Raw genomic sequence first — 24,309 nt, forward strand, 5'->3', positions numbered from 1 at the left:
CAATGCGTGCCGCCGGGGCGAACGTGTAAAGCAGACGAGCAGGCGGTTTAGCGCTTGCTGTACTGCGGGGCCTTGCGGGCCTTCTTGAGACCGGCCTTCTTGCGCTCGACCGCACGGTCGTCGCGGGAGAGGAAGCCGGCCTTCTTCAGCGTGGCGCGGTTGTTGTCCACGTCCGCCTCGTTCAGCGCGCGGGCCACACCGAGGCGCAGGGCGCCGGCCTGACCCGAGACGCCGCCACCCGAGATGCGGGCGATGACGTCGTAACGGCCGTCGAGCTCGAGCACCTTGAAGGGCTCGTTGACTTCCTGCTGGTGCACCTTGTTGGGGAAGTAGTCCTCAAGGGTGCGACCGTTGATCTTCCACTTGCCGGTGCCCGGAACGATCCGGACGCGGGCGATGGCGTTCTTGCGACGGCCAAGGCCGGCGGCGGGCTGCGGGTCGCCGAAGCGGCCGGCGAGCGACTCGGAGGTGTACTCACCCTCGACGGGGACCTCCGACTCGAAGGTGGTCACCTCGGCGTAGGTCTCTTCGCCGTCGGTGCCCTCGACGGGCGTCTCTGCAGTGGTCTCGGCCACGATTCTCCTCAGATCTTTCTTTACGTCTTAGGGGGGAGGCCGGAACTACTGCGCGACCTGGGTGATCTCGAACGGGACAGGCTGCTGCGCAGCGTGCGGGTGCTGCTCACCCGCGTAGACCTTCAGCTTCGAGAGCATCTGGCGACCCAGGGTGTTCTTGGGGATCATGCCCTTGATGGCCTTCTCGACGGCCTTCTCGGGGTTCTTCGCGAGAAGCTCGTCGTAACGCACCGAACGGAGACCGCCCGGGAAGCCCGAGTGGCGGTACGCCATCTTCTGGGTCTTCTTGTTACCGGAGAGGTGAACCTTCTCGGCGTTGATGATGATGACGAAGTCGCCCATGTCCATGTGGGGGGCGTAGGTCGCCTTGTGCTTGCCGCGGAGGAGGTTGGCAGCCGTGGTGGCCAGACGGCCGAGAACGATGTCCTCGGCGTCGATGATGTGCCACTGGCGAGTGACATCGCCGGGCTTGGGGCTGTACGTACGCACTTCGTAGCCTTCGCTTCTTCAGTGGATGAGGTCCAGACACATGGCACCCCTGAAGCGATCATGCAGCTGGGGCTCACACTGCCGGGACGACGCCCGTATGCGAGCCACTGGTAACTGCTCCAGAGAACCTACGTACGGGCTCATCGCGTGAGAACGATCGAGCCGGTACGTATAACAACCCCCGACAGTACCCGCCCCGGCGGGGACGGGTCAAAACGCGCCGGACCTACCGCTCCCGCTGGACCCTGCGCTCGTCCCAGACCGGCTCCTTCGTCTCCCGCACCACCCCGTCCGACCCGAAGACCAGATAGCGGTCGAAGGACTTCGCGAACCAGCGGTCGTGCGTGACGGCCATCACCGTGCCGTCGTACGCCTCCAGCCCGTCCTGAAGGGCCTCGGCCGACTCCAGGTCGAGGTTGTCCGTCGGCTCGTCCAGCAGCAGCGCGGTCGTGCCGGCCAGCTCCAGGAGCAGGATCTGGAAGCGCGCCTGCTGCCCTCCGGACAGCCGCTCGAAGGCCTGGTCGCCCTGGCGCTCCAGCTCGTAGCGGCGCAGCACTCCCATGGCCCCGCCCCGGTCCTTGGCGTGCTCCGTCCACAGGATCTCGACCAGGGTCTTGCCGAGCAGCTCCGGGTGGGCGTGCGTCTGGGCGAAGTGACCGGGCACGACCCGCGCCCCGAGCTTCCACTCTCCGGTGTGCGCCACCGGCTCACCGGCCAGCAGCCGCAGGAAGTGCGACTTCCCCGACCCGTTGGAGCCGAGCACCGCGACCCTCTCCCCGTAGTAGATCTCCAGGTCGAAAGGCTTCATCAGACCGGTCAGCTCCAGGCCGGTGCAGGTCACCGCCCGTACCCCGGTCCGCCCGCCGCGCAGCCGCATCCTGATGTCCTGCTCGCGGGGCGGCTCCGGCGGCGGTCCCGCCTCCTCGAACTTCTTGAAGCGGGTCTGCATCGCGTGGTACCGGTTCGCCATGTCGGGGCTGTTCGCCGCCTGCTGCCGCATCCGCAGGACCAGCGCCTTCAGCCGGGCGTGCTCCTCCTCCCAGCGGCGCAGCAGCTCCTCGAAGCGGGCGAAGCGCTCCTTGCGGGCCGCGTGGTACGTACCGAAGCCGCCGCCGTGCACCCAGACGTCCGAGCCGGCCGGGCTGGGCTCCACGCTGACGATCTTCTCGGCGGCGCGTGAGAGCAGCTCCCGGTCGTGGGAGACGAAGAGCACCGTCTTACGGGTCTCCCTGAGCTTCTCCTCGAGCCAGCGCTTGCCGGGGACGTCCAGGTAGTTGTCCGGCTCGTCCAGGAGCAGCACCTCGTCCGGTCCCCTGAGCAGCGCCTCCAGCACCAGCCGCTTCTGCTCACCCCCGCTGAGCGTGCGCACCTCGCGCCACTGCGCCTTCTCGTACGGGACGCCGAGCGCGGCCATGGTGCAGATGTCCCACAGCGTCTCGGCCTCGTAGCCCCGTGCCTCCGCCCAGTCGCTGAGCGCCTGCGCGTACGCCATCTGCGCGGCCTCGTCGTCCACGCTCAGAATGCGTTCCTCGGCCGCGTCGACGGCCTTCGCCGCCTCCCTGATACGGGGCTGGGCCACGGAGACCAGCAGGTCACGGACGGTGCGATCGTCCCGGACCGAACCCACGAACTGCGACATCACCCCGAGCCCGCCGCTCACCGACACCGAGCCGCCGTGCGGCTGGAGCTCCCCGGAGAGCAGCTTCAGGAGCGTCGTCTTGCCCGCGCCGTTCGCACCCACGAGGGCCACGACAGCGCCGTCGGCCACCCGGAACGAGGCATCGCCGAGCAGCACCCGCCCGTCCGGTAGGTAGTACTCCAGGTGGCCTGCTTCGAGATGTCCCATGCACAGCATTGTCACGGCACGAGAACCGTTGGCCCAACCGCATTACGGTCGGTCTAGGATTCGCCGCATGAGCTTTGGGCAAGGGGGGCCCTCCTGGGGGCCGGGAGACAGCCGGACTCCGGACTGGGCGGCGCTCGCCGAGGCGTCCGCCGCACGGACCAGGCGCAGGAAGTGGCTGATGATCGGGGGCGGGGCCGTGGCCACCGCCGCCGTCGCCGCGATCGTCGCCACAGCTGTCATCACCACAGGGAACGGCGGCGCCTCCGGCTCCGGCAAGAACGCGAGCGAGCTGCCCACCCCCGCCGACCTGCCCTCCGAGACCTCGGCGCCCGGCCCCTCCTTCTCCTCGGTGGCCCCGCCGCCTCCGCCGGACCCGAAGGACTACATAGCCGACGAGAAGAAGGACACGGCACCGGTCACCGTCGACGCCTTCTTCCCCGGCAGGAAGCTCACCATGGGCGACCGCGTCTACGCCAAGGGAGCCACCGCCCGCACGACGAACTGCGCCACGACGACACAGGGCGCCCTCGGCGGGATCCTCGACGGCAACGGCTGCGACCAGGTCATCCGCGCCACGTACAGCAAGGGCGGCATCGCGGTCACCGTCGGACTCGCCGTCTTCGGCACCGAGGCGGAGGCCAGGAAGGCCGCCCAGCAGGCGTCCGGCGGCATGGCCTCACTCAGCGGCTCCGGGGTCCCCACCTTCTGCCGGGCCGGATCGGTCTGCCGCCGCACCGCCAATTCCTACGGCCGATACGCGTATTTCACGGTAGGCGGCTACACCAGCGGGAAGAACGTCACCACGAGCTCCAAGGACGTGTACGCGGTCGGTGACGACCTGACCGAGTTCACCTTCCGCCAGATCCGTCACCGCGGCGAGGTACAGGCGTCCGCCGCCGCGGGGCTGCCCGCCTCCTGAAGCCCTCCCCCCCACGCACCAGCCCCGTCCCTCCCCGCGACCGAGGACCTGCCGCCGTGCGTCTGACCGCCCTCTTCACCATCCCGCGCGTCCTGCGCCACAGCGACGCGATAGGCGCCGACCTGCCCCCGGACGACGCCGTGGTCCTCGACGCCCCGGACACCCCGCTGCGTCTCGCCCTGGCGGCCGCCACCGCCGGGGACCACGCCCCGGCGGCCGAACTGCTCGCCGGCACCCGCGAGCACGCCCAGTGGGAACGCCGGGACGCCTGTGTCTCCCGCCTCGCCCGTGCGTCCCTGCACCACCCCGGCTGGCTGGACGCCTGGCTGGAGGAGGACCCGGAGGATCCGGACGCCGTACTGGTCAAGGCGGACCAGTACGTCCACCAGGCGTGGCAGATACGCACGTCGGCCCGGGCCCGGCATGTGGAGGCCGACCAGTTCCGGGCCTTCCACGCCGTGCTGCGCGACGCCGTGCCGGTGATCTCCGCCGCCGCTGAACTCAACCCCGACGATCCCGTCCCGTGGCGCATTGCCCTGACACAGGCCCGGGGCATCCAGGCCCCCCGCGAGGTGTTCGACACCTACCTGGCCGAGGCGAACGCCCGCGATCCGCACCACGAGGGCTGCCACGTCCAGGCCCTGCAGTACCTCTGCGCCAAGTGGTACGGCTCCCACGAGGAGATGTTCGCCTTCGCCGAGCGGGCCGCCGAACAGGCCCCGCCCGGTTCACGGCTCCACGCCCTGCCCCTCCAGGCCGTCGTGGAGTACCTCATCGCGGAAGACGACGAGGCCCCCGGCCCCGACCCGTACGGCCCGAACACCGAGGCCGCGGTGGTCCGGGCGCAGGCCCTGTCGGACAGCTACGCGCCGGGGGACCGGGAGGCCGCCGGGTTCCGCAACCACCTGGCCCTCGTCCTGTGGTCGCTCAACCGGTACGAGGAGGCCCTGGAGGCCTTCCGCGCGATCGGGGTGCACGCCACCACCTTCCCCTGGACCTACTTCGGGGACGCCCGCGAGGAGTTCCTGGAGGCCCGTTCCGGCACCAGGGTCGAGCTGGCCACACACATACCGTTCTTCAGCCGCTCGCCCAGGCCCCCTGACACCGGATTGCCCGGCTGGGAGCGCGAGCTGGCCCCGCGGTCCCTCGCCATCGCCTCCACCGGCCCCACCGAGGTGGCGCAGGCCGCCCTGCTCTGCGGCCACAGCCTGCGTACGGCCCCGGCCGGCCGCCACCACACCTACGTCGAGATCGTCCCCGACGCGGTACGCGGCAAGCGGGCCGCCCTGCTCCCCGAAGACCCGCTCACCTCCGCGGCGGACAACTTCACCACCGCCGAGGACTGGCCGGCCCTGGTCCTGCACCGCACGCAGGAGCGCAGCAGCTTCACCCTCCTGCACCGCGGGCGGAAGGTCGCGGACCACGCCTGGGAGACCGCGGCTCCCGCCGCCGACCACACGAAGGTGACACGGACCGCGACCGCTCTCGCCCAGGTGTACGGCCTTGCCGACCCGCGCCCCCTGGCCCACGTCCTGCGGGCCGCCGGCGACCCCGCCCGCCATCAGAGCGAGCTCGTCGCCGCCCTCGGCCTCCCGGCGCTGCCCTCCGGGTACGGCGGACGGCAGGAGATCCTCATGGACCTCCCCGGCGCCCGGGTACTGGCCAGGCGGGGCTTCCTCGCGGGGATGAGGGACACCATGACCGCCAAGGACGGCGTCCACCCCGATCCCCCCGCCCAGGAAGGCCCCCGCCCGGCCCGCTGGTGGGTCACACGCACCCTGGCGCTGCTGTTCTTCACCGCTGCCGCGGTCTACGCCTGGTGGACCCCCGACATCGGCTGGTTCCGCTCCACCGTGTCCAGCGCGGTCGCCGTGTACTTCGCCGTCAAGCTGCTGCGCGCCCGGCGCCGCAGGCCGGTCAGCAGCAGCCCGCCCCCGGCAGCGTCCTGACGTTCCGGGCCTCCGCGGCCCGCGCCGCCAGCAGGTCGTCCGCCGGGTACGCCACTTCCTCCAGCGTCAGCCCGTGCGGCCGCACCACGTGCACCGCCGGGTCCCGCACCTTCGCGGACAGGACCTCGGCCGGCCACCCCGCGGGCCTCCGGCCGTCCCCTACGAACAGCGCCGCGCCGATCAGCGCCCGCACCATGTTGTGGCAGAAGGCGTCCGCCTGCACGGTCGCCGTGAGCACCCCGGACTCCGGATCCCGCACCCAGTGCAGCTTCTGCAGCGTACGGATGGTCGTCGCGCCCTCACGCTTCTTGCAGTACGCCGCGAAGTCGTGCTCCCCCACCATCAGCGCCGCGGCCTCGTTCATCGCGTCCAGGTCGAGCGGCCGGTCGTGCCAGAGCACGTGTCCCCTGGTCAGCGGGTCCACACCGCCCGGACGGTCCCCCACCCGGTACGCGTAGCGCCGCCACAGCGCGGAGAACCGCGCGTTGAAACCCGCCGGGGCCTCGACCGCCCGCCAGATCCGTACGTCCAGCGGCAGCCGTCCCGCCATCCGCCGCAGCAGCTTCTCCTCGTGCTCCGCCCACACCTCGGCCGGCAGGTCGACGTGCGCCACCTGCCCCCGCGCGTGGACCCCCGCGTCGGTGCGGCCCGCGACCGTCAGGTCGTACGTCACCGCCGACCGCGTCACGGTCCGCAACGCGTCCTCGATCTCGCCCTGCACGGTGCGCCTGCTGGTCTGCTTCGCCCAGCCGGAGAAGTCCTTGCCGTCGTAGGAAAGGTCCAGCCGTACCCGTACGAATCCGGGCTCTGCCTCGTCACTCACCCGAAGATCCTCTCAAAACCGAACGGGCCCGCACCGCCCCGAAGGGAGGTGCGGGCCCGTACCTGGGTCTCAGAACGCTCAGGCGTCCTTGGACTCCTCGGCAGGCGCGGCGTCCTCGACGGTCTCGGCCGGAGCCTCGTCCTTCTTGAGGGCGTCTTCCTTGACGGCGCGCTTCGTGGCGGCCTCGGCCTCACCGGTGGCCTGCTGGGCCACGGTCAGTGCCTCGACCAGCTCGATGACGGCCATCGGGGCGTTGTCGCCACGACGGTTGCCGATCTTGGTGATGCGGGTGTAACCACCGGGGCGGTTCTCGTACCGCGGGGCGATCTCGGTGAAGAGCGTGTGCACGATGCTCTTGTCCGTGATCGACTGCAGCACCAGGCGACGGTTGTGGATGTCGCCCTTCTTCGCCTTGGTGATGAAGCGCTCGGCGACCGGACGCAGGCGGCGGGCCTTGGCCTCGGTCGTGGTGATGCGGCCGTGCTCGAACAGCGACTTCGCGAGGTTGATGAGAAGAAGCTTCTCGTGCGCAGCGCTGCCGCCCAGACGGGCGCCCTTCGCGGGCTTCGGCATGGTGTTTCTCCTTGTGTGCTGCACCGGCCGTATCAGGTACCGGTGTCAGTTCCCGTGCGGCGGTCGCCACACGGAAGTCTTCGTACGTCAGCCGGACATCGGCCGGAATTCAAGCCGGTCCGACTGGCACCGGACAGCGGCCGAAGTCCAGCCCGTCCGGCATTTGAGGACAAAGCCTCAGCCCCGGCACGGGGGCACCCTCAAATCCGGGCACCCCCAGCCTGGAGGCGACTCAGTACTGCTCGGTCTCCACGAAACCGGCGTCCGCGTCGTCGTCGGCGCCGAAGGCGTCGGCGGCGGCGGTCGGGTCGAAGCCGGGAGGCGAGTCCTTGAGCGCCAGGCCCATACCGGCCAGCTTCGCCTTGACCTCGTCGATCGACTTGGCGCCGAAGTTGCGGATGTCGAGCAGGTCCGCCTCGGAGCGGGCGACGAGCTCGCCCACCGAGTGGATGCCCTCGCGCTTGAGGCAGTTGTACGAACGGACCGTGAGCTCGAGCTCCTCGATCGGCAGGGCCAGATCGGCGGCGAGCGCGGCGTCCGTCGGGGACGGGCCCATGTCGATGCCCTCGGCGTCGATGTTGAGCTCGCGCGCCAGACCGAACAGCTCGACCAGGGTCTTACCGGCCGACGCCATGGCGTCACGGGGACGCATGGCCTGCTTGGTCTCGACGTCGACGATCAGCTTGTCGAAGTCGGTGCGCTGCTCGACACGGGTCGCCTCGACCTTGTACGTGACCTTGAGCACCGGCGAGTAGATGGAGTCGACCGGGATACGGCCGATCTCCTGGCCCACCTGCTTGTTCTGGACGGCGGAGACGTAGCCGCGACCGCGCTCGACGGTCAGCTCCATCTCCAGCTTGCCCTTGCCGTTGAGCGTGGCGAGGACGAGGTCCGGGTTGTGCACCTCGACACCGGCCGGCGGCGCGATGTCGGCGGCGGTGACCAGGCCGGGGCCCTGCTTGCGCAGGTACATCACGACGGGCTCGTCGTGCTCCGAGGAGACGACCAGCTGCTTGATGTTGAGGATGAGGTCGGTCACGTCCTCCTTGACGCCCGGCACGGTGGTGAACTCGTGCAGGACACCATCGATCCGGATGCTGGTGACAGCGGCACCGGGGATCGAGGAGAGGAGGGTACGGCGCAGGGAGTTGCCGAGGGTGTAACCGAAGCCCGGCTCCAGCGGCTCGATCACGAACCGGGAGCGGAATTCGTCGACGACCTCTTCGGTCAGCGACGGACGCTGAGCGATAAGCATGGGGAGAGTCCTTCAGTCGTGGGCACCCACTATTTGATGCCCGACAGATGCAACAAGGGTACGGGCGGTACGCCCCGTATGAGGCGTACCGCCCGGACCCGAACGCTACTGACGCACGGCCGTCACCGGCCGCGACGGATCAGACGCGGCGACGCTTCGGCGGACGGCAGCCGTTGTGCGGCGTCGGGGTGACGTCCTGGATCGAGCCGACCTCGAGGCCGGTGGCCTGGAGGGAGCGGATCGCGGTCTCACGGCCGGAGCCGGGACCCTTGACGAAGACGTCGACCTTGCGCATGCCGTGCTCCTGCGCGCGGCGGGCGGCCGACTCGGCGGCCATCTGCGCGGCGAAGGGGGTGGACTTGCGCGAGCCCTTGAAGCCGACGTGGCCGGCGGAGGCCCAGGAGATCACGTTGCCCGAGGGGTCCGTGATCGAGACGATCGTGTTGTTGAACGTGCTCTTGATGTGCGCGTGGCCGTGAGCGACGTTCTTCTTTTCCTTGCGACGCACCTTCTTGGCTGCGCCCTGACGTCCCTTGGGGGGCATGTCTTGACTCCAGATGGAGAGGGGAGGTGATCGGTCCTACAGCGAAGACCGCTGGTTTCCGCGAACGTCCGGTGGTCCGGACACCCGCAGTGCGTCCGCTGAGGACTACTTCTTGCCCGGCTTCTTCTTACCGGCGATGGCGCGACGCGGGCCCTTGCGGGTACGCGCGTTCGTGCTGGTGCGCTGACCGTGGACCGGCAGACCGCGACGGTGCCGGATGCCCTGGTAGCAGCCGATCTCGATCTTGCGGCGAATGTCGCCCTGGATCTCGCGGCGAAGGTCACCCTCGGTGCGGAGGTTGGCGTCCACGTACTCGCGGATCTTGACCAGGTCCTCTTCGGCCAGGTCACGAACGCGGGTGTTGGGGTTCACGCCGGTGGTGGCGAGGATCTCCTTGGACCGGGTACGCCCGATGCCGAAGACGTAGGTGAGGGCAACCTCCACGCGCTTTTCGCGCGGGATGTCAACACCTGAAACGCGTGCCATTCAATGGCTCCAGTTGTTATTTCGGGGGTCTTCCGCAGTGCCACTCCCGGTCGCCGACCCCGCCCGCATGGGGAGAGGTGGTACGCCCGGGTCCCCGGCCCCCGCCGGAGGTGTCGTCAGCCGAAGCTTGGACGGGCACTGCGTATGTACGTTTACGTGCGTCGCGCGAAGCTGCGAGATGCAGGTGGTCGTGCGTCAGCCCTGGCGCTGCTTGTGGCGCAGGTTGTCGCAGATGACCATGACCCGGCCGTGACGGCGGATCACCTTGCACTTGTCGCAGATCTTCTTGACGCTCGGCTTGACCTTCATGGGATGTCAGGTTCTCCGGGTCAGTGCCCTCACCACGCCGAAGCGGGATGGCGGCAAGATCTACTTGTAGCGGTAGACGATCCGGCCACGCGTCAGGTCGTACGGGGAAAGCTCCACGACGACCCGGTCATCCGGGAGGATGCGGATGTAGTGCATACGCATCTTGCCGCTGATGTGCGCGAGGACTTTGTGACCGTTCTGGAGCTCCACCTTGAACATGGCGTTCGGGAGGGACTCGATCACGGTGCCCTCAATTTCGATGGCACCTTGCTTCTTGGCCACGCTTCGCCCTTCGAATCGGCTACCTTGATCGGCTCCCACACCCGGTGTGAAGACATACGGACACACTGGTGCACGAGAGCCGACGAGTCAGTCTACGTCAGCGGACTCCAAAAGACGAATCCGTCAAGTTTGCCCACTTCCCCTGATCCTTAGACACGGATCAGCCGGACAGTCCAGGGGAACGTCGGGAAGCTCAGCCCAGCGGGTCAGGAGCGGCTTCCACCCCGTACTGCGCCAGCCTGGCCTTGCCGCAGTCGGGGGCGGTCAGGACCAGCGGGCCCTGCTCGGTGAGGGCGATCGAGTGCTCCCAGTGCGAGGACCACGTGCCGTCGGTCGTCAGCACCGTCCACTCGTCCGCGAGCACCTTGGTCTGCGCGGTGCCGAGCGAGACCATCGGCTCGATGGCCAGGCACACCCCGGGGACCAGCTTGATGCCCTTGCCGCGCTTGCGTGAGACGTAGTTCAGCAGGTGCGGGTCCATGTGCATCTCGGTGCCGATGCCGTGCCCGCCGTAGTCCTCGATGATCCCGTACTTGCCGGTGGCGGGGCGGGGCTGGCGGCGGATGTAGGACTCGATCGCCTTGGAGATGTCGACGAGCCGGTTGTTCACCTTCATCGCGGCGATCCCGGCCCACATGGACTCCTCGGTCACCCGGGAGAGCTCCACCAGCTCCGGAGCGTGTCCGGTGCCGACGAAGGCGGTGTACGCGGCGTCGCCGTGCCAGCCGTCGACGATCGCGCCGGCGTCGATCGAGATGATGTCGCCGTCCTTCAGGACGGTCTTCTCGTCCGGGATGCCGTGGACGACGACCTCGTTGACCGAGGTGCAGATGGTGGCGGGGAATCCGCCGTACCCCAGGAAGTTCGACTTCGCGCCGTGGTCGGCGATCACCTTGCGGGCGACCTCGTCCAGATCCTTCGTGGTGGCACCGGGGACGGCAGCCTCACGGGTGGCGGCGTGGATGGCGGCGACCACGAGGCCCGCCTCGCGCATCTTCGCGATCTGCTCGGGGGTCTTGATCTGCACCATCGCTGGGCGCCTTTCTGTGTACGGGGAGGACGGTCGTCGCAGCCGTACTCCACGATACGGCGCAAACAGTCGGCCGCGACGCCCGAGGGGCGCCGCGGCCGGCTGTGGTGGAACGGGAGGATCAGCCCTCGTCGGACTTCTTGAGGGCCTCCATGGCGCGCTCGGTCACCTCGGTGACCTTGCCGAGCGCCGAGATCGTCACGACCAGGCCCTGGGACCGGTAGTAGTCGATGATCGGCTCGGTCTGCGTGTGGTAGACCTCGAGACGGGTGCGGACCGTCTCCTCGGTGTCGTCCTCACGCTGGTACAGCTCGCCTCCGCAGGTGTCGCAGACACCCTCGGTCTTCGGCGGGTTGTACGTCGCGTGGAAGACGTGCGCGCTGTCGTTACGGCAGATACGGCGGCCCGCGATGCGCTTGACCACCTCGTCCTCGGGGACCTCGAGGTCCAGGACCGCGTCGAGCTTGACGCCCTCGCCGACGAGCATCTCGTCGAGCGCCACGGCCTGCCCCACGTTGCGGGGGAAGCCGTCCAGCAGGAAGCCGCCTACGGCGTCCGCCTGCTCCATGCGGTCCTTGGCCATCGCGATGGTGACTTCGTCCGGCACCAGCTGTCCCGCGTCCATGAAGGCGCGGGCCTGCTTGCCAAGGTCGGTGCCCTGGCTGATGTTGGCGCGGAAGAGGTCGCCCGTGGAGATGTGCGGAATCGAGAGATTCTTGGCAAGAAACGCGGCCTGCGTTCCCTTGCCGGCACCGGGCGGCCCGACGAGGACGATTCGCATCAGCGGAGGAACCCTTCGTAATTGCGCTGCTGGAGCTGACTCTCGATCTGCTTCACGGTCTCCAGACCCACACCCACGATGATGAGGATGCTCGTCCCGCCGAACGGGAAGTTCTGGTTCGCACCACCGAAGCCCGCCAACGCCATCGTCGGCACAAGAGCGATCAGCCCCAGGTACAGCGATCCCGGCCAAGTGATCCGGTTGAGCACGTAGCTCAGATACTCGGCTGTAGGTCGACCGGCCCGGATACCCGGGATGAAGCCACCATACTTCTTCATGTTGTCCGCGACTTCTTCGGGGTTGAACGAGATCGCCACGTAGAAGAACGCGAAGAACACGATCAGCAAGAAGTAGGTCGCGATGTAGTACGGGTGGTCGCCCTTGACGAAGTGTGCCTGGATCCAGGTCGCCCAGCCCGCGGTGGAGTTGGAGAACTGAACGATCAAAGCAGGGATGTACAGCAGCGAAGAAGCGAAGATGACGGGAATCACACCCGCCTGGTTCACCTTCAGCGGGATGTAGGTGGACGTACCGCCGTACGACCGGCGCCCGATCATGCGCTTCGCGTACTGCACGGGGATCCGGCGCTGAGCCTGCTCGACGAAGACCACGAGCCCGACCATCACGAAGCCGATGAGGATGACCGTGATGAACTCGATCCAGCCGTCGGCCAGCTTGCCGCTCTGCTTGATGGCCCACAGGGCGCCCGGGAAGCTGGCGGCGATCGAGATGAACATCAGGATCGACATGCCGTTGCCGATGCCGCGGTCGGTGATGAGCTCACCGAGCCACATGACGGCGGCGGTGCCGGCGGTCATGGTGATCACCATGACGATGGTCGTGAAGATCGACTGGTTCGGGACGATCTGGTCGGCGACGGGGCAGCCGCTGAAGAGCGCGCCGCTGCGGGCGGTCGCCACGAGGCCGGTGCCCTGGAGGATGGCGAGCGCGACGGTCAGATAACGCGTGTACTGCGTGATCTTGGCCGTGCCCGACTGCCCCTCCTTCTTGAGGGCTTCGAGCCTGGGGATGACGACGGTCAGCAGCTGAAGGATGATGCTGGCCGTGATGTACGGCATGATGCCGAGCGCGAAGATCGTGATCTGCAGCAGTGCACCACCGCTGAACATGTTCACCAGGCCGAAGAGGCTGTTGTTGCCCTTGCTGGCCTGATCAACACAGGTCTGGACGTTCTCGTAGCTCACCCCCGGTACGGGAATGTGCGCACCGAGACGGTAGAGCACGATGATGCCGAGCGTGAAGAGCAGCTTCTTGCGCAGGTCGGGCGTCTTGAACGCCCGGGCGAACGCGGTGAGCACGGTGCCTCCTGCGACCCCCGCGCAAAAGCGAGAGGTGACGGTCTTGAGGATCGACGAATAGGTAACAGCCAAGAGAACCCGGGCGCTTGCCCGGGACTTACCACAGCAACAGTGCACGCCACCTTACCGGCGGACATGCCCCCCTAGGAACGACCAACCGGGGATGCCCCAAATGAGAGGCATCCCCGGTCGGGTGTTCAGGCCACAGCCCTGTCCGAGTTGTCTCAGACGAGTTCGGTGACGGAGCCGCCCGCGGCGGCGATCTTCTCCTTGGCGGAGCCGGAGACGGCGTCAACCGAAACCTGCAGCGCCACGGAGATCTCGCCCTGTCCGAGGACCTTGACGAGGTGGTTGTTGCGCACGGCACCCTTGGCGACCAGGTCGGCCACCGTGACCTCTCCACCCTCGGGGTAGAGCGTCGCGAGCTTGTCCAGGTTCACGACCTGGTACTCCGTGCGGAACGGGTTCTTGAAGCCCTTGAGCTTCGGGAGACGCATGTGGAGGGGCATCTGCCCACCCTCGAAGCGCTCCGGAACCTGGTAACGGGCCTTCGTACCCTTGGTACCACGGCCTGCGGTCTTACCCTTCGACGCCTCACCACGACCCACACGGGTCTTGGCGGTCTTGGCGCCGGGGGCAGGCCGGAGGTTGTGGGCCTTCAGCGGGTTGTTCTCCGCCATGTCAGTCAACCTCCTCAACCGTCACGAGGTGGCGGACGGTGTGCACCATGCCGCGGAACTCGGGGCGGTCCTCCTTGACAACCGAGTCGTTCAGGCGCTTGAGCCCGAGCGAACGCAGGGTGTCGCGGTGGTTCTGCTTGCTGCCGATGTACGACTTCGTCTGCGTGATCTTGAGGCGAGCCATTACGCACCCGCTCCCGCACGCGCACGAAGCAGGGCCGCGGGGGCGACGTCCTCGAGGGGCAGACCGCGGCGGGCCGCGATCTCCTCGGGACGCTGCAGGCCCTGGAGGGCCTCCACGGTCGCGTGCACGATGTTGATCGGGTTCGAGGAACCGAGCGACTTCGACAGGATGTCGTGGACGCCGGCGCACTCGAGCACCGCACGCACCGGGCCACCGGCGATAACGCCGGTACCGGGGGAAGCAGGCTTGAGCAGGACGACGCCCGCGGCCTTCTCGCCCTGGATCGGGTGCGGGATGGTGCCCTGGATACGCGGGACCTTGAAGAAGCTCTTCTTGGCCTCTTCGACGCCCTTGGCGATGGCCGCGGGAACTTCCTTGGCCTTGCCGTATCCGACTCCGACGGTGCCGTCACCATCGCCCACCACGACCAGCGCGGTGAAGCTGAAGCGACGACCACCCTTCACTACCTTGGCGACGCGGTTGATCGCGACGACGCGCTCGACGTACGCGGTCTTCTCGGCGGCAGCGCCACCGTCACGGCCCTTCCGGTCCCGCCGCTCGCCGCCACCGGCACCGCTTCCGCGGCGCTGGGGTCCAGCCATTGGATTTACCTCTCTCTGTTACGTCCGCTGTGCGTTGGAACCGGGGCTTAGAACTTCAGCCCGGCTTCACGGGCGGCGTCAGCCAGAGCGGCAATCCGCCCGGCGTACTGGTTACCACCGCGGTCAAACACGACGGCCTCGACGCCTGCAGCCTTGGCACGCTCGGCGACCAGGGCGCCGACCTGCTTGGCCTGGGCGCTCTTGTCACCCTCGCCACCACGGATCGACGTGTCCAGGGTCGACGCCGACGCGAGCGTGTGGCCCGCGATGTCGTCGATGACCTGCGCGACGATGTGGCGGTTGGAACGCGTCACGACCAAGCGGGGACGCTCCGGCGAACCGGAGATGTGCTTGCGGACGCGGATGTGGCGCCGCTTGAGAGCAGCGCGCTTGTACGCGTCGCCCTTGGCGATCTTCACACCGTATGCCATGGCTACTTACCAGCCTTTCCGACCTTGCGGCGGATGACCTCGCCCGCGTACTTGACGCCCTTGGCCTTGTACGGGTCGGGCTTCCGCAGCTTGCGGATGTTGGCGGCCACCTCGCCGACCTTCTGCTTGTCGATGCCCTCGACGCTGAGCTTCGTGGGCGACTCGACCTTGAAGGTGATGCCTTCCGGAGCCTCGATGAGGATCGGGTGGCTGTAGCCCAGGGCGAACTCCAGGTTGGAGCCCTTCGCCTGGACGCGGTAACCGACACCGCTGATCTCGAGCGCCTTGCTGTATCCCTGGGTCACACCGGTGATCATGTTCGCCACCAGCGTGCGGGACAGGCCGTGAAGGGCCTTGTTCTGACGCTCGTCGTTCGGGCGGACGACGTTGAGCACGCCGTCCTCACCCTTGGTGACCTCGATCGGCGCTGCGACGGTGTGCGAGAGGGAACCCTTGGGGCCCTTCACCGCGACCGTGCGGCCATCGATGGTGACATCCACACCGGCGGGAACCTGGATGGGGAGCTTGCCGATTCGCGACATGAGCTATTCCTCCGTTCCCGACTACCAGACGTAGGCGAGGACTTCCCCACCTACGCCCTTCTTCTGAGCCTGCTGGCCGGTCAGGAGACCGTGGGACGTGGAGATGATCGCCACGCCCAGGCCGCCGAGGACCTTCGGCAGGTTGGTGGACTTTGCGTAGACACGCAGACCCGGCTTCGAGATTCGCTTGATGCCGGCGATCGAGCGCTCGCGGTTCGGGCCGAACTTCAGCTCGAGGACGAGGCTCTTACCGACCTCGGCGTCCTCGACCTTCCAGCCGGTGATGAAGCCCTCCTGCTGGAGGATCTCCGCGATGTGCGACTTGATCTTGCTGTGCGGCATCGCGACATCGTCGTGATACGCCGAGTTCGCGTTGCGCAGACGCGTGAGCATGTCTGCGATGGGATCAGTCATGGTCATGAGTTGGCCTTCGGCCTCTCTCGCCGGGGTTTCCTGTATGCGCCATCCCTCTCCCCACTCAGTGGCGGGACGGGTGCGGTGCGGGGACCTACGGCGTAGTAAGTCGGTCAGGGCGGCAGGCGCCCAACCCTTCAAGCCTACGGCATGAAAGGCGGGGCTCCTGCCGACCAGATACTTACCGAGAGCTTTCTGGTCCTCCCAAGGCCCGTGGGCCTGGGGAGAGTTACCAGGAGCTCTTGGTCACGCCCGGCAGCTCGCCACGGTGAGCCATCTCACGAAGGCACACGCGGCAGAGGCCGAACTTGCGGTAGACGGAGTGGGGCCGGCCGCAGCGCTGGCACCGGGTGTAACCCCGGACGCCGAACTTCGGCTTGCGGGCGGCCTTAGCGATCAGAGCCTTCTTCGCCACGGTCAGTTCTCCTTGAACGGGAAGCCGAGGTGACGAAGCAGGGCACGACCCTCGTCGTCGTTGGTCGCCGTGGTGACCACGGTGATGTCCATGCCCCGGACCCGGTCGATCTTGTCCTGGTCGATCTCGTGGAACATGACCTGCTCCGTGAGACCGAAGGTGTAGTTGCCACGGCCGTCGAACTGCTTGGGCGACAGGCCGCGGAAGTCACGGATACGCGGAAGCGCGAGCGACAGCGTACGGTCCAGGAACTCCCACATGCGGTCACCACGGAGGGTGACGTGGCAGCCGATCGGCTGCCCCTCGCGCAGCTTGAACTGCGCGATCGACTTGCGGGCCTTGGTGACGGCGGGCTTCTGGCCGGTGATCGTGGTGAGGTCCTTGACCGCACCGTCGATCAGCTTGGAGTCGCGGGCGGCGTCGCCCACACCCATGTTGACCACGATCTTGACCAGACCGGGGATCTGCATGACGTTCTCGTACGAGAACTCCTCACGCAGCTTGCCGGCGATTTCCTCGCGGTAGCGCGTCTTGAGACGCGGCGCAGTGGTGGCAGTCATCAGATGTCCTCACCGGTCCGCTTGGCAACGCGGATCTTCTTGCCCTCGTCGTCGAAACGGAAGCCGACGCGGGTGACGACCTTCTTGCCGTCCTTCTCCACGACCAGCTGCACGTTGCTGACGTGAATCGGGGCCTCGGTGGTGACAATGCCACCGGTCTGCGAGCCGCGAGCCGTCTGACCGGCCTTGGTGTGCTTCTTGACCCGGTTGACACCCTCGACGAGGACGCGGTCCTGAGCGGGGTAGGCCACGATGACCTTGCCCTGCTTGCCCTTGTCCTTACCGGTGATGACCTGGACCAGGTCGCCCTTCTTGATCTTCATGCTTACAGCACCTCCGGCGCGAGCGAGATGATCTTCATGAACTTCTTCTCGCGCAGCTCTCGGCCCACGGGGCCGAAGATACGGGTGCCGCGGGGGTCGCCGTCGTTCTTGAGAATGACAGCGGCGTTCTCGTCGAAACGGATGTACGAGCCATCCGGACGGCGACGCTCCTTGACGGTGCGAACGATGACGGCCTTGACGACGTCACCCTTCTTCACGTTGCCACCGGGGATCGCGTCCTTGACGGTGGCGACGATGACGTCACCGATGCCCGCGTAGCGGCGACCCGAGCCACCGAGAACACGGATGGTGAGAATTTCCTTCGCACCCGTGTTGTCGGCGACACGCAGTCGCGACTCCTGCTGGATCACGTCTATCTCCTGATCGTCTGCCGGTTCCCGGCAGGGGCTCCGTTACGGAGGCCCCTGCCGAGCCTGGCGGAACTGGCCTGAGGGGAGACCCCCTCAGGGATTACTTGGCCTTCTCGAGGATCTCGACGATGCGCCAGCGCTTCGAGGCGGACAGCGGACGCGTCTCCATGATGAGGACACGGTCGCCGACGCCCGCAGCGTTCTGCTCGTCGTGGGCCTTGAGCTTGTTCGTACGGCGGATGACCTTGCCGTACAGCGCGTGCTTGACGCGGTCCTCGACAGCGACGACGACGGTCTTGTCCATCTTGTCGCTGACGACCAGACCCTCGCGGGTCTTGCGGAAACCGCGGTCGGTGTTGGTCTCAGTCACAGTCTTCTCGCTCATCAGACGCTCTCCACCGTCTCGATGCCCAGCTCGCGCTCGCGCATCAGGGTGTAGATCCGGGCGATGTCCTTACGGACGGACTTGAGCCGACCGTGGTTCTCGAGCTGCCCCGTCGCCGCCTGGAAGCGGAGGTTGAACAGCTCTTCCTTGGCCTCGCGGAGCTTGTTGAGGAGCTCCTCGTTGCCCAGCTCGCGCAGCTCGGACGCCTTGGTACCGGCCGACATCACGCTTCACCTGCCTCGCGCTTGACGATCCGGCACTTCATCGGCAGCTTGTGGGCCGCACGAGTCAGCGCCTCACGGGCGATCTTCTCGTTGGGGTACGACAGCTCGAACATGACGCGTCCGGGCTTGACGTTGGCGATCCACCACTCGGGAGAACCCTTACCGGAACCCATGCGGGTCTCGGCCGGCTTCTTCGTCAGGGGACGGTCCGGGTAGATGTTGATCCAGACCTTGCCGCCACGCTTGATGTGACGGGTCATGGCGATACGAGCGGACTCGATCTGACGGTTCGTCACGTACGCCGGGGTCAGCGCCTGGATGCCGTACTCGCCGAACGCAACCTGCGTGCCACCCTTGGACATGCCGCTGCGCTTCGGGTGGTGCTGCTTGCGGTGCTTGACCCTACGGGGGATCAGCATTTCGGTCAGGCCTCCGTTCCGGTGCTCTCAGCCGGAGCAGCGGCGGCGGGAGCGTCGGCCTTGGGGGCCTCCGCTGCCGGCGCGGACTGCTGCGGCTTGCGGCCGCGACCGCCACGCTCGCCACCACGGCCACCACGGCCGGCCGGGCGGTCAGCGCCGCCACGAGCCGGACGGTTGCCGGCGCGAGCCGCTGCGTTCTCGGCGCGAACCTCGGCGATGTTCTTGACGTCGCCCTTGTAGATCCAGACCTTCACACCGATGCGGCCGAAGGTCGTCTTGGCCTCGAAGAAGCCGTAGTCGACGTTCGCACGGAGCGTGTGCAGGGGCACGCGGCCCTCGCGGTAGAACTCCGAGCGGGACATCTCGGCGCCGCCGAGGCGGCCACCGCACTGGATCTTGATGCCCTTGGCGCCGGCCTTCATCGTGCTCTGCATGCTCTTACGCATGGCACGACGGAAGGAGACGCGGGAGGAGAGCTGCTCGGCGACGGCCTGGGCCACCAGCTGAGCGTCGACCTCGGGGTTCTTGACCTCGAGGATGTTCAGCTGGACCTGCTTGCCGGTCAGCTTCTCCAGCTCGCCACGGATGCGGTCGGCCTCGGCGCCACGGCGACCGATGACGATGCCCGGGCGGGCGGTGTGGATGTCAACGCGGACGCGGTCGCGGGTGCGCTCGATCTCCACCTTGGAGATGCCGGCCCGCTCCATGCCCTTCGTCATCATGCGACGAATGGCGACGTCTTCCTTGACGTAGTCCTTGTACAGCTTGTCGGCGTACCAACGGGACTTGAAGTCCGTGGTAATGCCGAGCCGGAACCCGTGCGGGTTTACCTTCTGGCCCATTACCGGGTTCCTTCCTTGCTGCTGACGACCACGGTGATGTGGCTGGTCCGCTTACGGATCCGGTAGGCACGGCCCTGAGCACGCGGACGGAACCGCTTCAGGGTCGGGCCCTCGTCCACGTACGCCTCGCTGATGACCAGCGAAGAGGCGTCGGTGTGGTCGTAGTTGTGTGCGGCGTTGGCGATGGCGCTGTCCAGCACCTTGCCAACCGGCACGCTCGCGGCCTGCGGGGCGAAACGCAGGACCGCCTGAGCCTCCGTGGCATCCATGCCACGGATGAGGTCCACCACGCGGCGGGCCTTCATGGGCGTGACGCGGATGTACCGCGCCTGGGCCCTGGCTTCCATGGTTGTCCCTTCGGTGTAAGTCATAGTCGTTTCCACCCCGCGGTTAGCGGCGCTTCGACTTCCGGTCGTCCTTGACGTGGCCGCGGAAGGTGCGAGTCGGCGAGAACTCGCCGAGCTTGTGGCCGACCATCGACTCGGTGACGAACACCGGGACGTGCGTCTTGCCGTTGTGCACCGCGATGGTGTGACCCAGCATGGCCGGGACGATCATCGAGCGACGGGACCAGGTCTTGATGACGTTCTTGGTGCCTGCCTCGTTCTGAACGTCCACCTTCTTGATGAGGTGGCCGTCGACGAAGGGCCCCTTCTTGAGACTGCGCGGCATCTAAACCCGCTCCTAGCGCTTCTTGTTCGTCTTGCGGCGGCGGACGATGTACTTGTTCGATGCCTTCTTCGGCGAACGAGTACGACCCTCCTTCTGACCCCACGGCGAGACCGGGTGACGACCACCGGAGGTCTTGCCTTCACCACCACCGTGCGGGTGGTCAACCGGGTTCATCGCGACACCGCGGACGGTCGGGCGAACGCCCTTCCAGCGCATACGGCCGGCCTTGCCCCAGTTGATGTTCGACTGCTCGGCGTTGCCGACCTCGCCGATGGTGGCGCGGCAGCGGGCGTCGACCAGGCGGATCTCACCCGACGGCATACGAAGGTGGGCCATGGAGCCCTCCTTCGCCAGCAGCTGCACGGAGGCACCCGCGGAGCGGGCGAACTTCGCGCCGCCGCCGGGCCGCAGCTCGATGGCGTGGATGGTCGTACCGACGGGGATGTTGCGCAGCGCCAGGTTGTTGCCGGGCTTGATGTCGGCGGTCGGACCGTTCTCGACACGGTCACCCTGCGACAGGCCACGGGGAGCGACGATGTAACGCTTCTCGCCGTCCGCGTAGTGCAGCAGCGCGATGCGCGCGGTGCGGTTCGGGTCGTACTCGATGTGCGCGACCTTGGCCGGCACGCCGTCCTTGTCGTGACGACGGAAGTCGATCACGCGGTAGGCGCGCTTGTGGCCACCACCCTGGTGGCGAACGGTCACACGACCGGCGTTGTTACGGCCGCCCTTGTTGTGCAGAGGGCGGACCAGCGACTTCTCCGGCGTGGACCGCGTGATCTCGACAAAGTCGGCGACGCTGGAGCCACGACGGCCCGGGGTCGTCGGCTTGTACTTGCGGATACCCATTTCTCAGTCCTCGTCCGATTCCGGACGACACGGCCTCACTAGGAGGTCGGGCCGCCGAAGATGTCGATACGGTCGCCCTCGGCGAGGGTCACGATGGCGCGCTTCGTGTCGGCGCGCTTGCCGAAACCGGTGCGGGTGCGCTTGCGCTTGCCCTGCCGGTTGATCGTGTTGACCCCGGTGACCTTGACCGAGAAGACCGCTTCCACGGCCTGCTTGATCTGGGTCTTGTTGGAGCCGGGCGCGACGATGAAGGTGTACTTGTTCTCGTCGAGCAGCGCGTAGCTCTTCTCGGAAACGACCGGCTTGACGAGAACGTCGCGCGGGTCCGAGTAGGTCTTGCTGGTAACGGTCGCCTCACTCATCAGGCGGCGCTCCCTTCGGTCTCAGCGGTCTGGGGGCCAGACACGAAGGACTCGAAAGCGGCCTGGGTGAAGACCACGTCGTCAGAGACGATCACGTCGTACGTGTTCAGCTGGCCCGGCTCCAGGATGTGCACCTGGGGCAGGTTGCGAGCGGACAGCCACGCGGCCTCGTCGGAGCGCTCGACGACCAGGAGCAGGTTGCTGCGCTCCGAGATCTTGCCGAACAGCGTCTTGGCGGCCTTGGTGGAGATCGCACCCTCGACCACGCCGGTGACGACGTGGATGCGGGAGTGACGCGCCCGGTCCGAGAGGGCACCGCGCAGGGCGGCGGCCTTCATCTTCTTCGGGGTGCGCTGCGAGTAGTCACGCGGCTGCGGGCCGTGGACGACGCCACCGCCGGCGAACTGCGGCGCGCGGGTCGAACCCTGGCGCGCGCGGCCGGTGCCCTTCTGGCGGTAAGGCTTGCGCCCACCACCGCGGACCTCGCCACGGCGCTTGGTCTTGTGCGTACCCTGACGGGCAGCTGCCAGCTGAGCGACGACGACCTGGTGGATCAGCGGAACGCTGGTCTTCGCGTCGAAGATCTCCGCGGGGAGCTCGACGGTACCGGCCTTGTCGCCTGCCGGCGAAAGGATGTCAATGGTGCTCATTACCTCAAGCCCCCTTGGCCGCGGTACGGACCAGGACGAGGCCGCCGTTCGGACCGGGGACCGCGCCCTTGATGAGGAGCAGACCCTTCTCCGCGTCAACCGCGTGGATGGTCAGGTTCTGGGTGGTGACGCGCTCGTTACCCATGCGACCGGCCATGCGCATGCCCTTGAAGACACGCCCAGGGGTGGCGCAGCCACCGATCGAACCGGGGGAACGGTGCTTGCGCTGCACGCCGTGACCGGCGCCGAGGCCCCGGAAGTTGTGACGCTTCATGACACCGGCGAAGCCCTTGCCCTTGCTCTTGCCCGTGACGTCAACCTTGACGCCGGACTCGAACACCTCGGCAGTGACCTCCTGGCCCAGCGTGTACTCGCTGGCGTCAGGGGTGCGGAGCTCCACCAGGTGGCGGCGCGGGGTGACGTCGGCCTTGGCGAAGTGACCCTTGAGGGGCTTGTTCACCTTGCGCGGGTCGATCTCGCCGAAGGCGATCTGCACCGACTCGTAGCCGTCGCTGTCGTTCGTGCGGACCTGCGTCACGACGCACGGACCGGCCTTGACGACGGTCACCGGGACGACCCGGTTGTTCTCGTCCCAGACCTGGGTCATGCCGAGCTTCTCGCCCAGGACGCCCTTGATGTTCTTGCTCATCTCGGCCCGTCCCCTCAGAGCTTGATCTCGATGTCGACGCCAGCCGGCAGGTCGAGGCGCATCAGCGAGTCAACCGTCTTCGGCGTGGGGTCGAGGATGTCGATGAGGCGCTTGTGCGTGCGCATCTCGAAGTGCTCGCGAGAGTCCTTGTACTTGTGCGGCGACTTGATGACGCAGTACACGTTCTTCTCAGTGGGCAGCGGCACCGGGCCCGCGACCGACGCACCAGTGCGGGTCACCGTCTCGACGATCTTCTTCGCCGAGGAGTCGATGACCTCGTGGTCGTAGGCCTTGAGCCGGATGCGGATCTTCTGTCCCGCCATGGCTACTAGTAGTCCTGTCTCTCATAACGCTCTGGAACCCGGGAGTTCTGTTAACTCCGCCTCCGACCCACGCGGTCGGGCGTGTCGCATCCCCTCTACGAAGATCTCCCGAAGGATTTCCCAACCAAGGGGGTGCGGGCCGAAACCGCGCTGCCGGGGGCGAAACCCCACCGGGTGCCTGGTCAGTGCCCCACTGACACTTCCCGGAAGATTCCCGTACGTCCGACCCTGGGGGTCGACGAGTACTGTGGGACTCGCTTCCGGTCCTCCCGGCGGGAGGCGCGCAGCATTGACACTCAACCGAGCAACCTGGCTAGTGTGCCATACGGCGCATGGGCCTGGCCAATCGGGCCGGAGATCTTACCCCCTGTGGGGGACGGCTCAAACAAGGACACCGGCGCACGGGCTGCCACCCCTCCCGTGAACGCCCACCGCGCGCTCCGTGAAGCCGAGCGGGCGCCCCTTTCCACGCCTTGTGCCGGCCCCGGAGACCGAGGGGTGAGGTGAGGCGCCGGGCCCCGTGCACCGCTCTGATTGAATCCGGCTCATGTCCACGTATCCCCCTGTCCTGTCCTGGGCGCTGCGCCCCGCCCTGGCCGAGGACGTCGAGGCCATAGCCGAACTGCGGGCCGTCGTGATGCGCCCCGACCTCGAACGTCTGGGCCGGTACGACGAGCACCGGGTGCGGCAGCGCTTCAGGGACGGGTACCAGCCGGGGCAGACCGAGATCGTGCTGATCGACGACGCGTTCGCCGGCTGTGCCGCCCTGCGCCCGGAGGCCGACGGCTGGTGGCTGGAGAGCTTCTACCTCGCGCCGGAGGTCCAGGGCCGGGGCATCGGCACCGGGGTGCTCACCGTCCTCCTGGCCAGGGCCGACGCCGAGGGCGTGCCGGTCCGCCTCCAGGTCCTCCAGGGCAGCGCGGCCCGCGGGCTCTACGAGCGCCACGGCTTCGTACGGGAGCGCGAGGACCCGGTGGACGTGTACATGGTCCGGGAGGCCCGGGGCTGAGCCACGGGCCGGACGGGCCGCCCTTACGGAGCACCCGGTTCCTGCCGCGCCCCCTGTGGATTTCGGGCAGAGCCGAAGTCTCTGGTCGCCCCGTCCCCCGTCGGCGAGTCTCGGAGTGCGACGCGGTACGGAGACCAGCTGACCGCGCCGCACCACCGAGCGGGCGGGGCCGGCCACGGTCCCGCGCACACTCATCACCTACGGGGGATCTCATGCGACAGAG

General features: G+C 67.6%; 37 protein-coding genes. 3 read left to right on the top strand and 34 right to left on the bottom strand.

The window, feature by feature from the left end; translation table 11 throughout:
* Positions 1–47: 47 nt before the first annotated feature.
* From rpsI to ACGFNN_RS13305, 3 genes are all read right to left on the bottom strand, one after another.
* Positions 48–575, bottom strand: a complete 528-nt coding sequence (gene rpsI / locus ACGFNN_RS13295) for a 30S ribosomal protein S9 (protein ID WP_362552711.1) — start codon at positions 573–575, stop codon at positions 48–50.
* A gap of 45 nt (positions 576–620) precedes the next feature.
* On the bottom strand, positions 621–1,064 hold the full coding sequence (rplM, locus tag ACGFNN_RS13300; RefSeq protein WP_362552708.1) for a 50S ribosomal protein L13: 444 nt from the start codon (positions 1,062–1,064) through the stop codon (positions 621–623).
* 226 nt (positions 1,065–1,290) lie between these two features.
* Entirely contained in the window at positions 1,291–2,910 is a 1,620-nt protein-coding gene (locus ACGFNN_RS13305; protein WP_393555475.1) for an ABC-F family ATP-binding cassette domain-containing protein, read from the bottom strand.
* A 67-nt stretch (positions 2,911–2,977) separates the two neighbouring features.
* Between ACGFNN_RS13305 and ACGFNN_RS13310 the strand changes: the two genes are divergently transcribed.
* Complete coding sequence (locus tag ACGFNN_RS13310; RefSeq protein WP_393555477.1) at positions 2,978–3,829, top strand: hypothetical protein; 852 nt, start codon at positions 2,978–2,980, stop codon at positions 3,827–3,829.
* Positions 3,830–3,885: 56 nt separating this feature from the next.
* A complete protein-coding gene (locus ACGFNN_RS13315) occupies positions 3,886–5,778 on the top strand; it encodes a hypothetical protein (RefSeq protein ID WP_393555479.1) in 1,893 nt (630 codons plus the stop codon).
* On the opposite strand, the gene truA is transcribed toward ACGFNN_RS13315, so the two are convergent.
* The 31 genes from truA to rpsJ form a co-directional block, all read right to left on the bottom strand.
* A complete protein-coding gene (gene truA, locus ACGFNN_RS13320) occupies positions 5,747–6,601 on the bottom strand; it encodes a tRNA pseudouridine(38-40) synthase TruA (protein WP_393555481.1) in 855 nt (284 codons plus the stop codon). The two genes, ACGFNN_RS13315 and truA, sit on opposite strands and share 32 nt — an antisense overlap.
* A 78-nt stretch (positions 6,602–6,679) precedes the next feature.
* Positions 6,680–7,174 carry a 50S ribosomal protein L17 gene (gene rplQ, locus ACGFNN_RS13325; RefSeq protein WP_362552693.1) on the bottom strand — a complete coding sequence of 165 codons (495 nt, stop codon included), beginning with the start codon at positions 7,172–7,174 and terminating at the stop codon, positions 6,680–6,682.
* 232 nt (positions 7,175–7,406) lie between these two features.
* Entirely contained in the window at positions 7,407–8,429 is a 1,023-nt protein-coding gene (locus tag ACGFNN_RS13330) for a DNA-directed RNA polymerase subunit alpha (RefSeq protein ID WP_003966937.1), read from the bottom strand.
* Between the two features lie 139 nt (positions 8,430–8,568).
* Positions 8,569–8,973: a 30S ribosomal protein S11 gene (rpsK, locus tag ACGFNN_RS13335; protein ID WP_003956432.1), complete on the bottom strand. Its 405-nt coding sequence runs from the start codon at positions 8,971–8,973 to the stop codon at positions 8,569–8,571.
* 105 nt (positions 8,974–9,078) lie between these two features.
* Complete coding sequence (gene rpsM, locus ACGFNN_RS13340; protein WP_014047799.1) at positions 9,079–9,459, bottom strand: 30S ribosomal protein S13; 381 nt, start codon at positions 9,457–9,459, stop codon at positions 9,079–9,081.
* A 195-nt stretch (positions 9,460–9,654) separates the two neighbouring features.
* Positions 9,655–9,768, bottom strand: a complete 114-nt coding sequence (rpmJ, locus tag ACGFNN_RS13345) for a 50S ribosomal protein L36 (RefSeq protein WP_003956441.1) — start codon at positions 9,766–9,768, stop codon at positions 9,655–9,657.
* Between the two features lie 60 nt (positions 9,769–9,828).
* Positions 9,829–10,050, bottom strand: coding sequence for a translation initiation factor IF-1 (infA, locus tag ACGFNN_RS13350; RefSeq protein WP_003956442.1), 222 nt, complete (start codon positions 10,048–10,050; stop codon positions 9,829–9,831).
* 193 nt (positions 10,051–10,243) lie between these two features.
* Entirely contained in the window at positions 10,244–11,080 is an 837-nt protein-coding gene (map, locus tag ACGFNN_RS13355; RefSeq protein ID WP_393555483.1) for a type I methionyl aminopeptidase, read from the bottom strand.
* Positions 11,081–11,201: 121 nt separating this feature from the next.
* On the bottom strand, positions 11,202–11,861 hold the full coding sequence (locus ACGFNN_RS13360) for an adenylate kinase (protein WP_393555485.1): 660 nt from the start codon (positions 11,859–11,861) through the stop codon (positions 11,202–11,204).
* Entirely contained in the window at positions 11,861–13,180 is a 1,320-nt protein-coding gene (secY, locus tag ACGFNN_RS13365; protein WP_362552683.1) for a preprotein translocase subunit SecY, read from the bottom strand. Before secY ends, ACGFNN_RS13360 begins: the two co-directional genes overlap by 1 nt.
* A 224-nt stretch (positions 13,181–13,404) precedes the next feature.
* Complete coding sequence (gene rplO, locus ACGFNN_RS13370) at positions 13,405–13,860, bottom strand: 50S ribosomal protein L15 (protein WP_362552680.1); 456 nt, start codon at positions 13,858–13,860, stop codon at positions 13,405–13,407.
* 1 nt (position 13,861) lies between these two features.
* On the bottom strand, positions 13,862–14,044 hold the full coding sequence (gene rpmD / locus ACGFNN_RS13375; protein ID WP_003966943.1) for a 50S ribosomal protein L30: 183 nt from the start codon (positions 14,042–14,044) through the stop codon (positions 13,862–13,864).
* Positions 14,044–14,646 (bottom strand): 30S ribosomal protein S5, encoded by a 603-nt coding sequence (gene rpsE, locus ACGFNN_RS13380; protein ID WP_362552677.1) that lies wholly within the window; start codon positions 14,644–14,646, stop codon positions 14,044–14,046. Before rpsE ends, rpmD begins: the two co-directional genes overlap by 1 nt.
* Before the next feature lie 47 nt (positions 14,647–14,693).
* Positions 14,694–15,077: a 50S ribosomal protein L18 gene (rplR, locus tag ACGFNN_RS13385; RefSeq protein WP_014047792.1), complete on the bottom strand. Its 384-nt coding sequence runs from the start codon at positions 15,075–15,077 to the stop codon at positions 14,694–14,696.
* 2 nt (positions 15,078–15,079) lie between these two features.
* Positions 15,080–15,619: a 50S ribosomal protein L6 gene (gene rplF / locus ACGFNN_RS13390; RefSeq protein ID WP_014154583.1), complete on the bottom strand. Its 540-nt coding sequence runs from the start codon at positions 15,617–15,619 to the stop codon at positions 15,080–15,082.
* Between the two features lie 21 nt (positions 15,620–15,640).
* Positions 15,641–16,039: a 30S ribosomal protein S8 gene (gene rpsH, locus ACGFNN_RS13395; RefSeq protein ID WP_362552672.1), complete on the bottom strand. Its 399-nt coding sequence runs from the start codon at positions 16,037–16,039 to the stop codon at positions 15,641–15,643.
* A gap of 223 nt (positions 16,040–16,262) precedes the next feature.
* On the bottom strand, positions 16,263–16,448 hold the full coding sequence (locus tag ACGFNN_RS13400; protein WP_003948630.1) for a type Z 30S ribosomal protein S14: 186 nt from the start codon (positions 16,446–16,448) through the stop codon (positions 16,263–16,265).
* Positions 16,449–16,450: 2 nt separating this feature from the next.
* Positions 16,451–17,008, bottom strand: a complete 558-nt coding sequence (gene rplE, locus ACGFNN_RS13405; protein WP_033297605.1) for a 50S ribosomal protein L5 — start codon at positions 17,006–17,008, stop codon at positions 16,451–16,453.
* Complete coding sequence (rplX, locus tag ACGFNN_RS13410) at positions 17,008–17,331, bottom strand: 50S ribosomal protein L24 (protein WP_362552667.1); 324 nt, start codon at positions 17,329–17,331, stop codon at positions 17,008–17,010. The genes rplE and rplX overlap by 1 nt, the downstream gene beginning before the upstream one ends.
* Positions 17,332–17,333: 2 nt before the next feature.
* Positions 17,334–17,702 carry a 50S ribosomal protein L14 gene (gene rplN, locus ACGFNN_RS13415; protein WP_003974257.1) on the bottom strand — a complete coding sequence of 123 codons (369 nt, stop codon included), beginning with the start codon at positions 17,700–17,702 and terminating at the stop codon, positions 17,334–17,336.
* Positions 17,703–17,802: 100 nt separating this feature from the next.
* Positions 17,803–18,087, bottom strand: coding sequence for a 30S ribosomal protein S17 (rpsQ, locus tag ACGFNN_RS13420; RefSeq protein ID WP_014154586.1), 285 nt, complete (start codon positions 18,085–18,087; stop codon positions 17,803–17,805).
* A complete protein-coding gene (gene rpmC, locus ACGFNN_RS13425; protein WP_014047786.1) occupies positions 18,087–18,311 on the bottom strand; it encodes a 50S ribosomal protein L29 in 225 nt (74 codons plus the stop codon). The genes rpsQ and rpmC overlap by 1 nt, the downstream gene beginning before the upstream one ends.
* Positions 18,311–18,730: a 50S ribosomal protein L16 gene (gene rplP, locus ACGFNN_RS13430; protein WP_018101222.1), complete on the bottom strand. Its 420-nt coding sequence runs from the start codon at positions 18,728–18,730 to the stop codon at positions 18,311–18,313. Before rplP ends, rpmC begins: the two co-directional genes overlap by 1 nt.
* A gap of 5 nt (positions 18,731–18,735) precedes the next feature.
* Positions 18,736–19,572, bottom strand: a complete 837-nt coding sequence (gene rpsC / locus ACGFNN_RS13435) for a 30S ribosomal protein S3 (protein WP_014047784.1) — start codon at positions 19,570–19,572, stop codon at positions 18,736–18,738.
* Positions 19,572–19,919 (bottom strand): 50S ribosomal protein L22, encoded by a 348-nt coding sequence (rplV, locus tag ACGFNN_RS13440; RefSeq protein WP_004571827.1) that lies wholly within the window; start codon positions 19,917–19,919, stop codon positions 19,572–19,574. The genes rpsC and rplV overlap by 1 nt, the downstream gene beginning before the upstream one ends.
* Before the next feature lie 43 nt (positions 19,920–19,962).
* Positions 19,963–20,244 carry a 30S ribosomal protein S19 gene (gene rpsS / locus ACGFNN_RS13445; protein WP_362552664.1) on the bottom strand — a complete coding sequence of 94 codons (282 nt, stop codon included), beginning with the start codon at positions 20,242–20,244 and terminating at the stop codon, positions 19,963–19,965.
* A 12-nt stretch (positions 20,245–20,256) separates the two neighbouring features.
* Positions 20,257–21,093 carry a 50S ribosomal protein L2 gene (rplB, locus tag ACGFNN_RS13450; protein ID WP_362552661.1) on the bottom strand — a complete coding sequence of 279 codons (837 nt, stop codon included), beginning with the start codon at positions 21,091–21,093 and terminating at the stop codon, positions 20,257–20,259.
* A 38-nt stretch (positions 21,094–21,131) separates the two neighbouring features.
* A complete protein-coding gene (gene rplW, locus ACGFNN_RS13455; protein ID WP_003966958.1) occupies positions 21,132–21,455 on the bottom strand; it encodes a 50S ribosomal protein L23 in 324 nt (107 codons plus the stop codon).
* Complete coding sequence (rplD, locus tag ACGFNN_RS13460; RefSeq protein ID WP_362667232.1) at positions 21,455–22,105, bottom strand: 50S ribosomal protein L4; 651 nt, start codon at positions 22,103–22,105, stop codon at positions 21,455–21,457. The genes rplW and rplD overlap by 1 nt, the downstream gene beginning before the upstream one ends.
* A 4-nt stretch (positions 22,106–22,109) precedes the next feature.
* Positions 22,110–22,754, bottom strand: coding sequence for a 50S ribosomal protein L3 (rplC, locus tag ACGFNN_RS13465; protein WP_362552656.1), 645 nt, complete (start codon positions 22,752–22,754; stop codon positions 22,110–22,112).
* Positions 22,755–22,768: 14 nt separating this feature from the next.
* Positions 22,769–23,077, bottom strand: a complete 309-nt coding sequence (rpsJ, locus tag ACGFNN_RS13470; protein ID WP_003948644.1) for a 30S ribosomal protein S10 — start codon at positions 23,075–23,077, stop codon at positions 22,769–22,771.
* Positions 23,078–23,624: 547 nt separating this feature from the next.
* Here rpsJ and ACGFNN_RS13475 point away from each other — a divergent pair.
* Positions 23,625–24,086 carry a GNAT family N-acetyltransferase gene (locus tag ACGFNN_RS13475; protein WP_393555492.1) on the top strand — a complete coding sequence of 154 codons (462 nt, stop codon included), beginning with the start codon at positions 23,625–23,627 and terminating at the stop codon, positions 24,084–24,086.
* Positions 24,087–24,309: the final 223 nt, after the last annotated feature.

It is taken from the genome of Streptomyces sp. NPDC048590, from assembly GCF_043199535.1.
In the GTDB taxonomy this organism is placed as follows: domain Bacteria; phylum Actinomycetota; class Actinomycetes; order Streptomycetales; family Streptomycetaceae; genus Streptomyces.

Bases quoted from the DNA above. Each gene is read 5' to 3' on its own strand.
- ACGFNN_RS13305 (WP_393555475.1), bottom strand. From the start codon at position 2,910: ATGGGACATCTCGAAGCAGGCCACCTGGAGTACTACCTACCGGACGGG.
- ACGFNN_RS13310 (WP_393555477.1), top strand. From the start codon at position 2,978: ATGAGCTTTGGGCAAGGGGGGCCCTCCTGGGGGCCGGGAGACAGCCGG.
- rplQ (WP_362552693.1), bottom strand. From the start codon at position 7,174: ATGCCGAAGCCCGCGAAGGGCGCCCGTCTGGGCGGCAGCGCTGCGCAC.
- ACGFNN_RS13330 (WP_003966937.1), bottom strand. From the start codon at position 8,429: ATGCTTATCGCTCAGCGTCCGTCGCTGACCGAAGAGGTCGTCGACGAA.
- rpsK (WP_003956432.1), bottom strand. From the start codon at position 8,973: ATGCCCCCCAAGGGACGTCAGGGCGCAGCCAAGAAGGTGCGTCGCAAG.
- rpsM (WP_014047799.1), bottom strand. From the start codon at position 9,459: ATGGCACGCGTTTCAGGTGTTGACATCCCGCGCGAAAAGCGCGTGGAG.
- rpmJ (WP_003956441.1), bottom strand. From the start codon at position 9,768: ATGAAGGTCAAGCCGAGCGTCAAGAAGATCTGCGACAAGTGCAAGGTG.
- map (WP_393555483.1), bottom strand. From the start codon at position 11,080: ATGGTGCAGATCAAGACCCCCGAGCAGATCGCGAAGATGCGCGAGGCG.
- ACGFNN_RS13360 (WP_393555485.1), bottom strand. From the start codon at position 11,861: ATGCGAATCGTCCTCGTCGGGCCGCCCGGTGCCGGCAAGGGAACGCAG.
- rplO (WP_362552680.1), bottom strand. From the start codon at position 13,860: ATGGCGGAGAACAACCCGCTGAAGGCCCACAACCTCCGGCCTGCCCCC.
- rpmD (WP_003966943.1), bottom strand. From the start codon at position 14,044: ATGGCTCGCCTCAAGATCACGCAGACGAAGTCGTACATCGGCAGCAAG.
- rpsE (WP_362552677.1), bottom strand. From the start codon at position 14,646: ATGGCTGGACCCCAGCGCCGCGGAAGCGGTGCCGGTGGCGGCGAGCGG.
- rplR (WP_014047792.1), bottom strand. From the start codon at position 15,077: ATGGCATACGGTGTGAAGATCGCCAAGGGCGACGCGTACAAGCGCGCT.
- rplF (WP_014154583.1), bottom strand. From the start codon at position 15,619: ATGTCGCGAATCGGCAAGCTCCCCATCCAGGTTCCCGCCGGTGTGGAT.
- rpsH (WP_362552672.1), bottom strand. From the start codon at position 16,039: ATGACCATGACTGATCCCATCGCAGACATGCTCACGCGTCTGCGCAAC.
- rplE (WP_033297605.1), bottom strand. From the start codon at position 17,008: ATGACTGCCACCACTGCGCCGCGTCTCAAGACGCGCTACCGCGAGGAA.
- rplX (WP_362552667.1), bottom strand. From the start codon at position 17,331: ATGAAGATCAAGAAGGGCGACCTGGTCCAGGTCATCACCGGTAAGGAC.
- rpsQ (WP_014154586.1), bottom strand. From the start codon at position 18,087: ATGAGCGAGAAGACTGTGACTGAGACCAACACCGACCGCGGTTTCCGC.
- rpmC (WP_014047786.1), bottom strand. From the start codon at position 18,311: ATGTCGGCCGGTACCAAGGCGTCCGAGCTGCGCGAGCTGGGCAACGAG.
- rplP (WP_018101222.1), bottom strand. From the start codon at position 18,730: ATGCTGATCCCCCGTAGGGTCAAGCACCGCAAGCAGCACCACCCGAAG.
- rpsC (WP_014047784.1), bottom strand. From the start codon at position 19,572: ATGGGCCAGAAGGTAAACCCGCACGGGTTCCGGCTCGGCATTACCACG.
- rplV (WP_004571827.1), bottom strand. From the start codon at position 19,919: ATGGAAGCCAGGGCCCAGGCGCGGTACATCCGCGTCACGCCCATGAAG.
- rpsS (WP_362552664.1), bottom strand. From the start codon at position 20,244: ATGCCGCGCAGTCTCAAGAAGGGGCCCTTCGTCGACGGCCACCTCATC.
- rplB (WP_362552661.1), bottom strand. From the start codon at position 21,093: ATGGGTATCCGCAAGTACAAGCCGACGACCCCGGGCCGTCGTGGCTCC.
- rplW (WP_003966958.1), bottom strand. From the start codon at position 21,455: ATGAGTGAGGCGACCGTTACCAGCAAGACCTACTCGGACCCGCGCGAC.
- rplD (WP_362667232.1), bottom strand. From the start codon at position 22,105: ATGAGCACCATTGACATCCTTTCGCCGGCAGGCGACAAGGCCGGTACC.
- rplC (WP_362552656.1), bottom strand. From the start codon at position 22,754: ATGAGCAAGAACATCAAGGGCGTCCTGGGCGAGAAGCTCGGCATGACC.
- rpsJ (WP_003948644.1), bottom strand. From the start codon at position 23,077: ATGGCGGGACAGAAGATCCGCATCCGGCTCAAGGCCTACGACCACGAG.
- ACGFNN_RS13475 (WP_393555492.1), top strand. From the start codon at position 23,625: ATGTCCACGTATCCCCCTGTCCTGTCCTGGGCGCTGCGCCCCGCCCTG.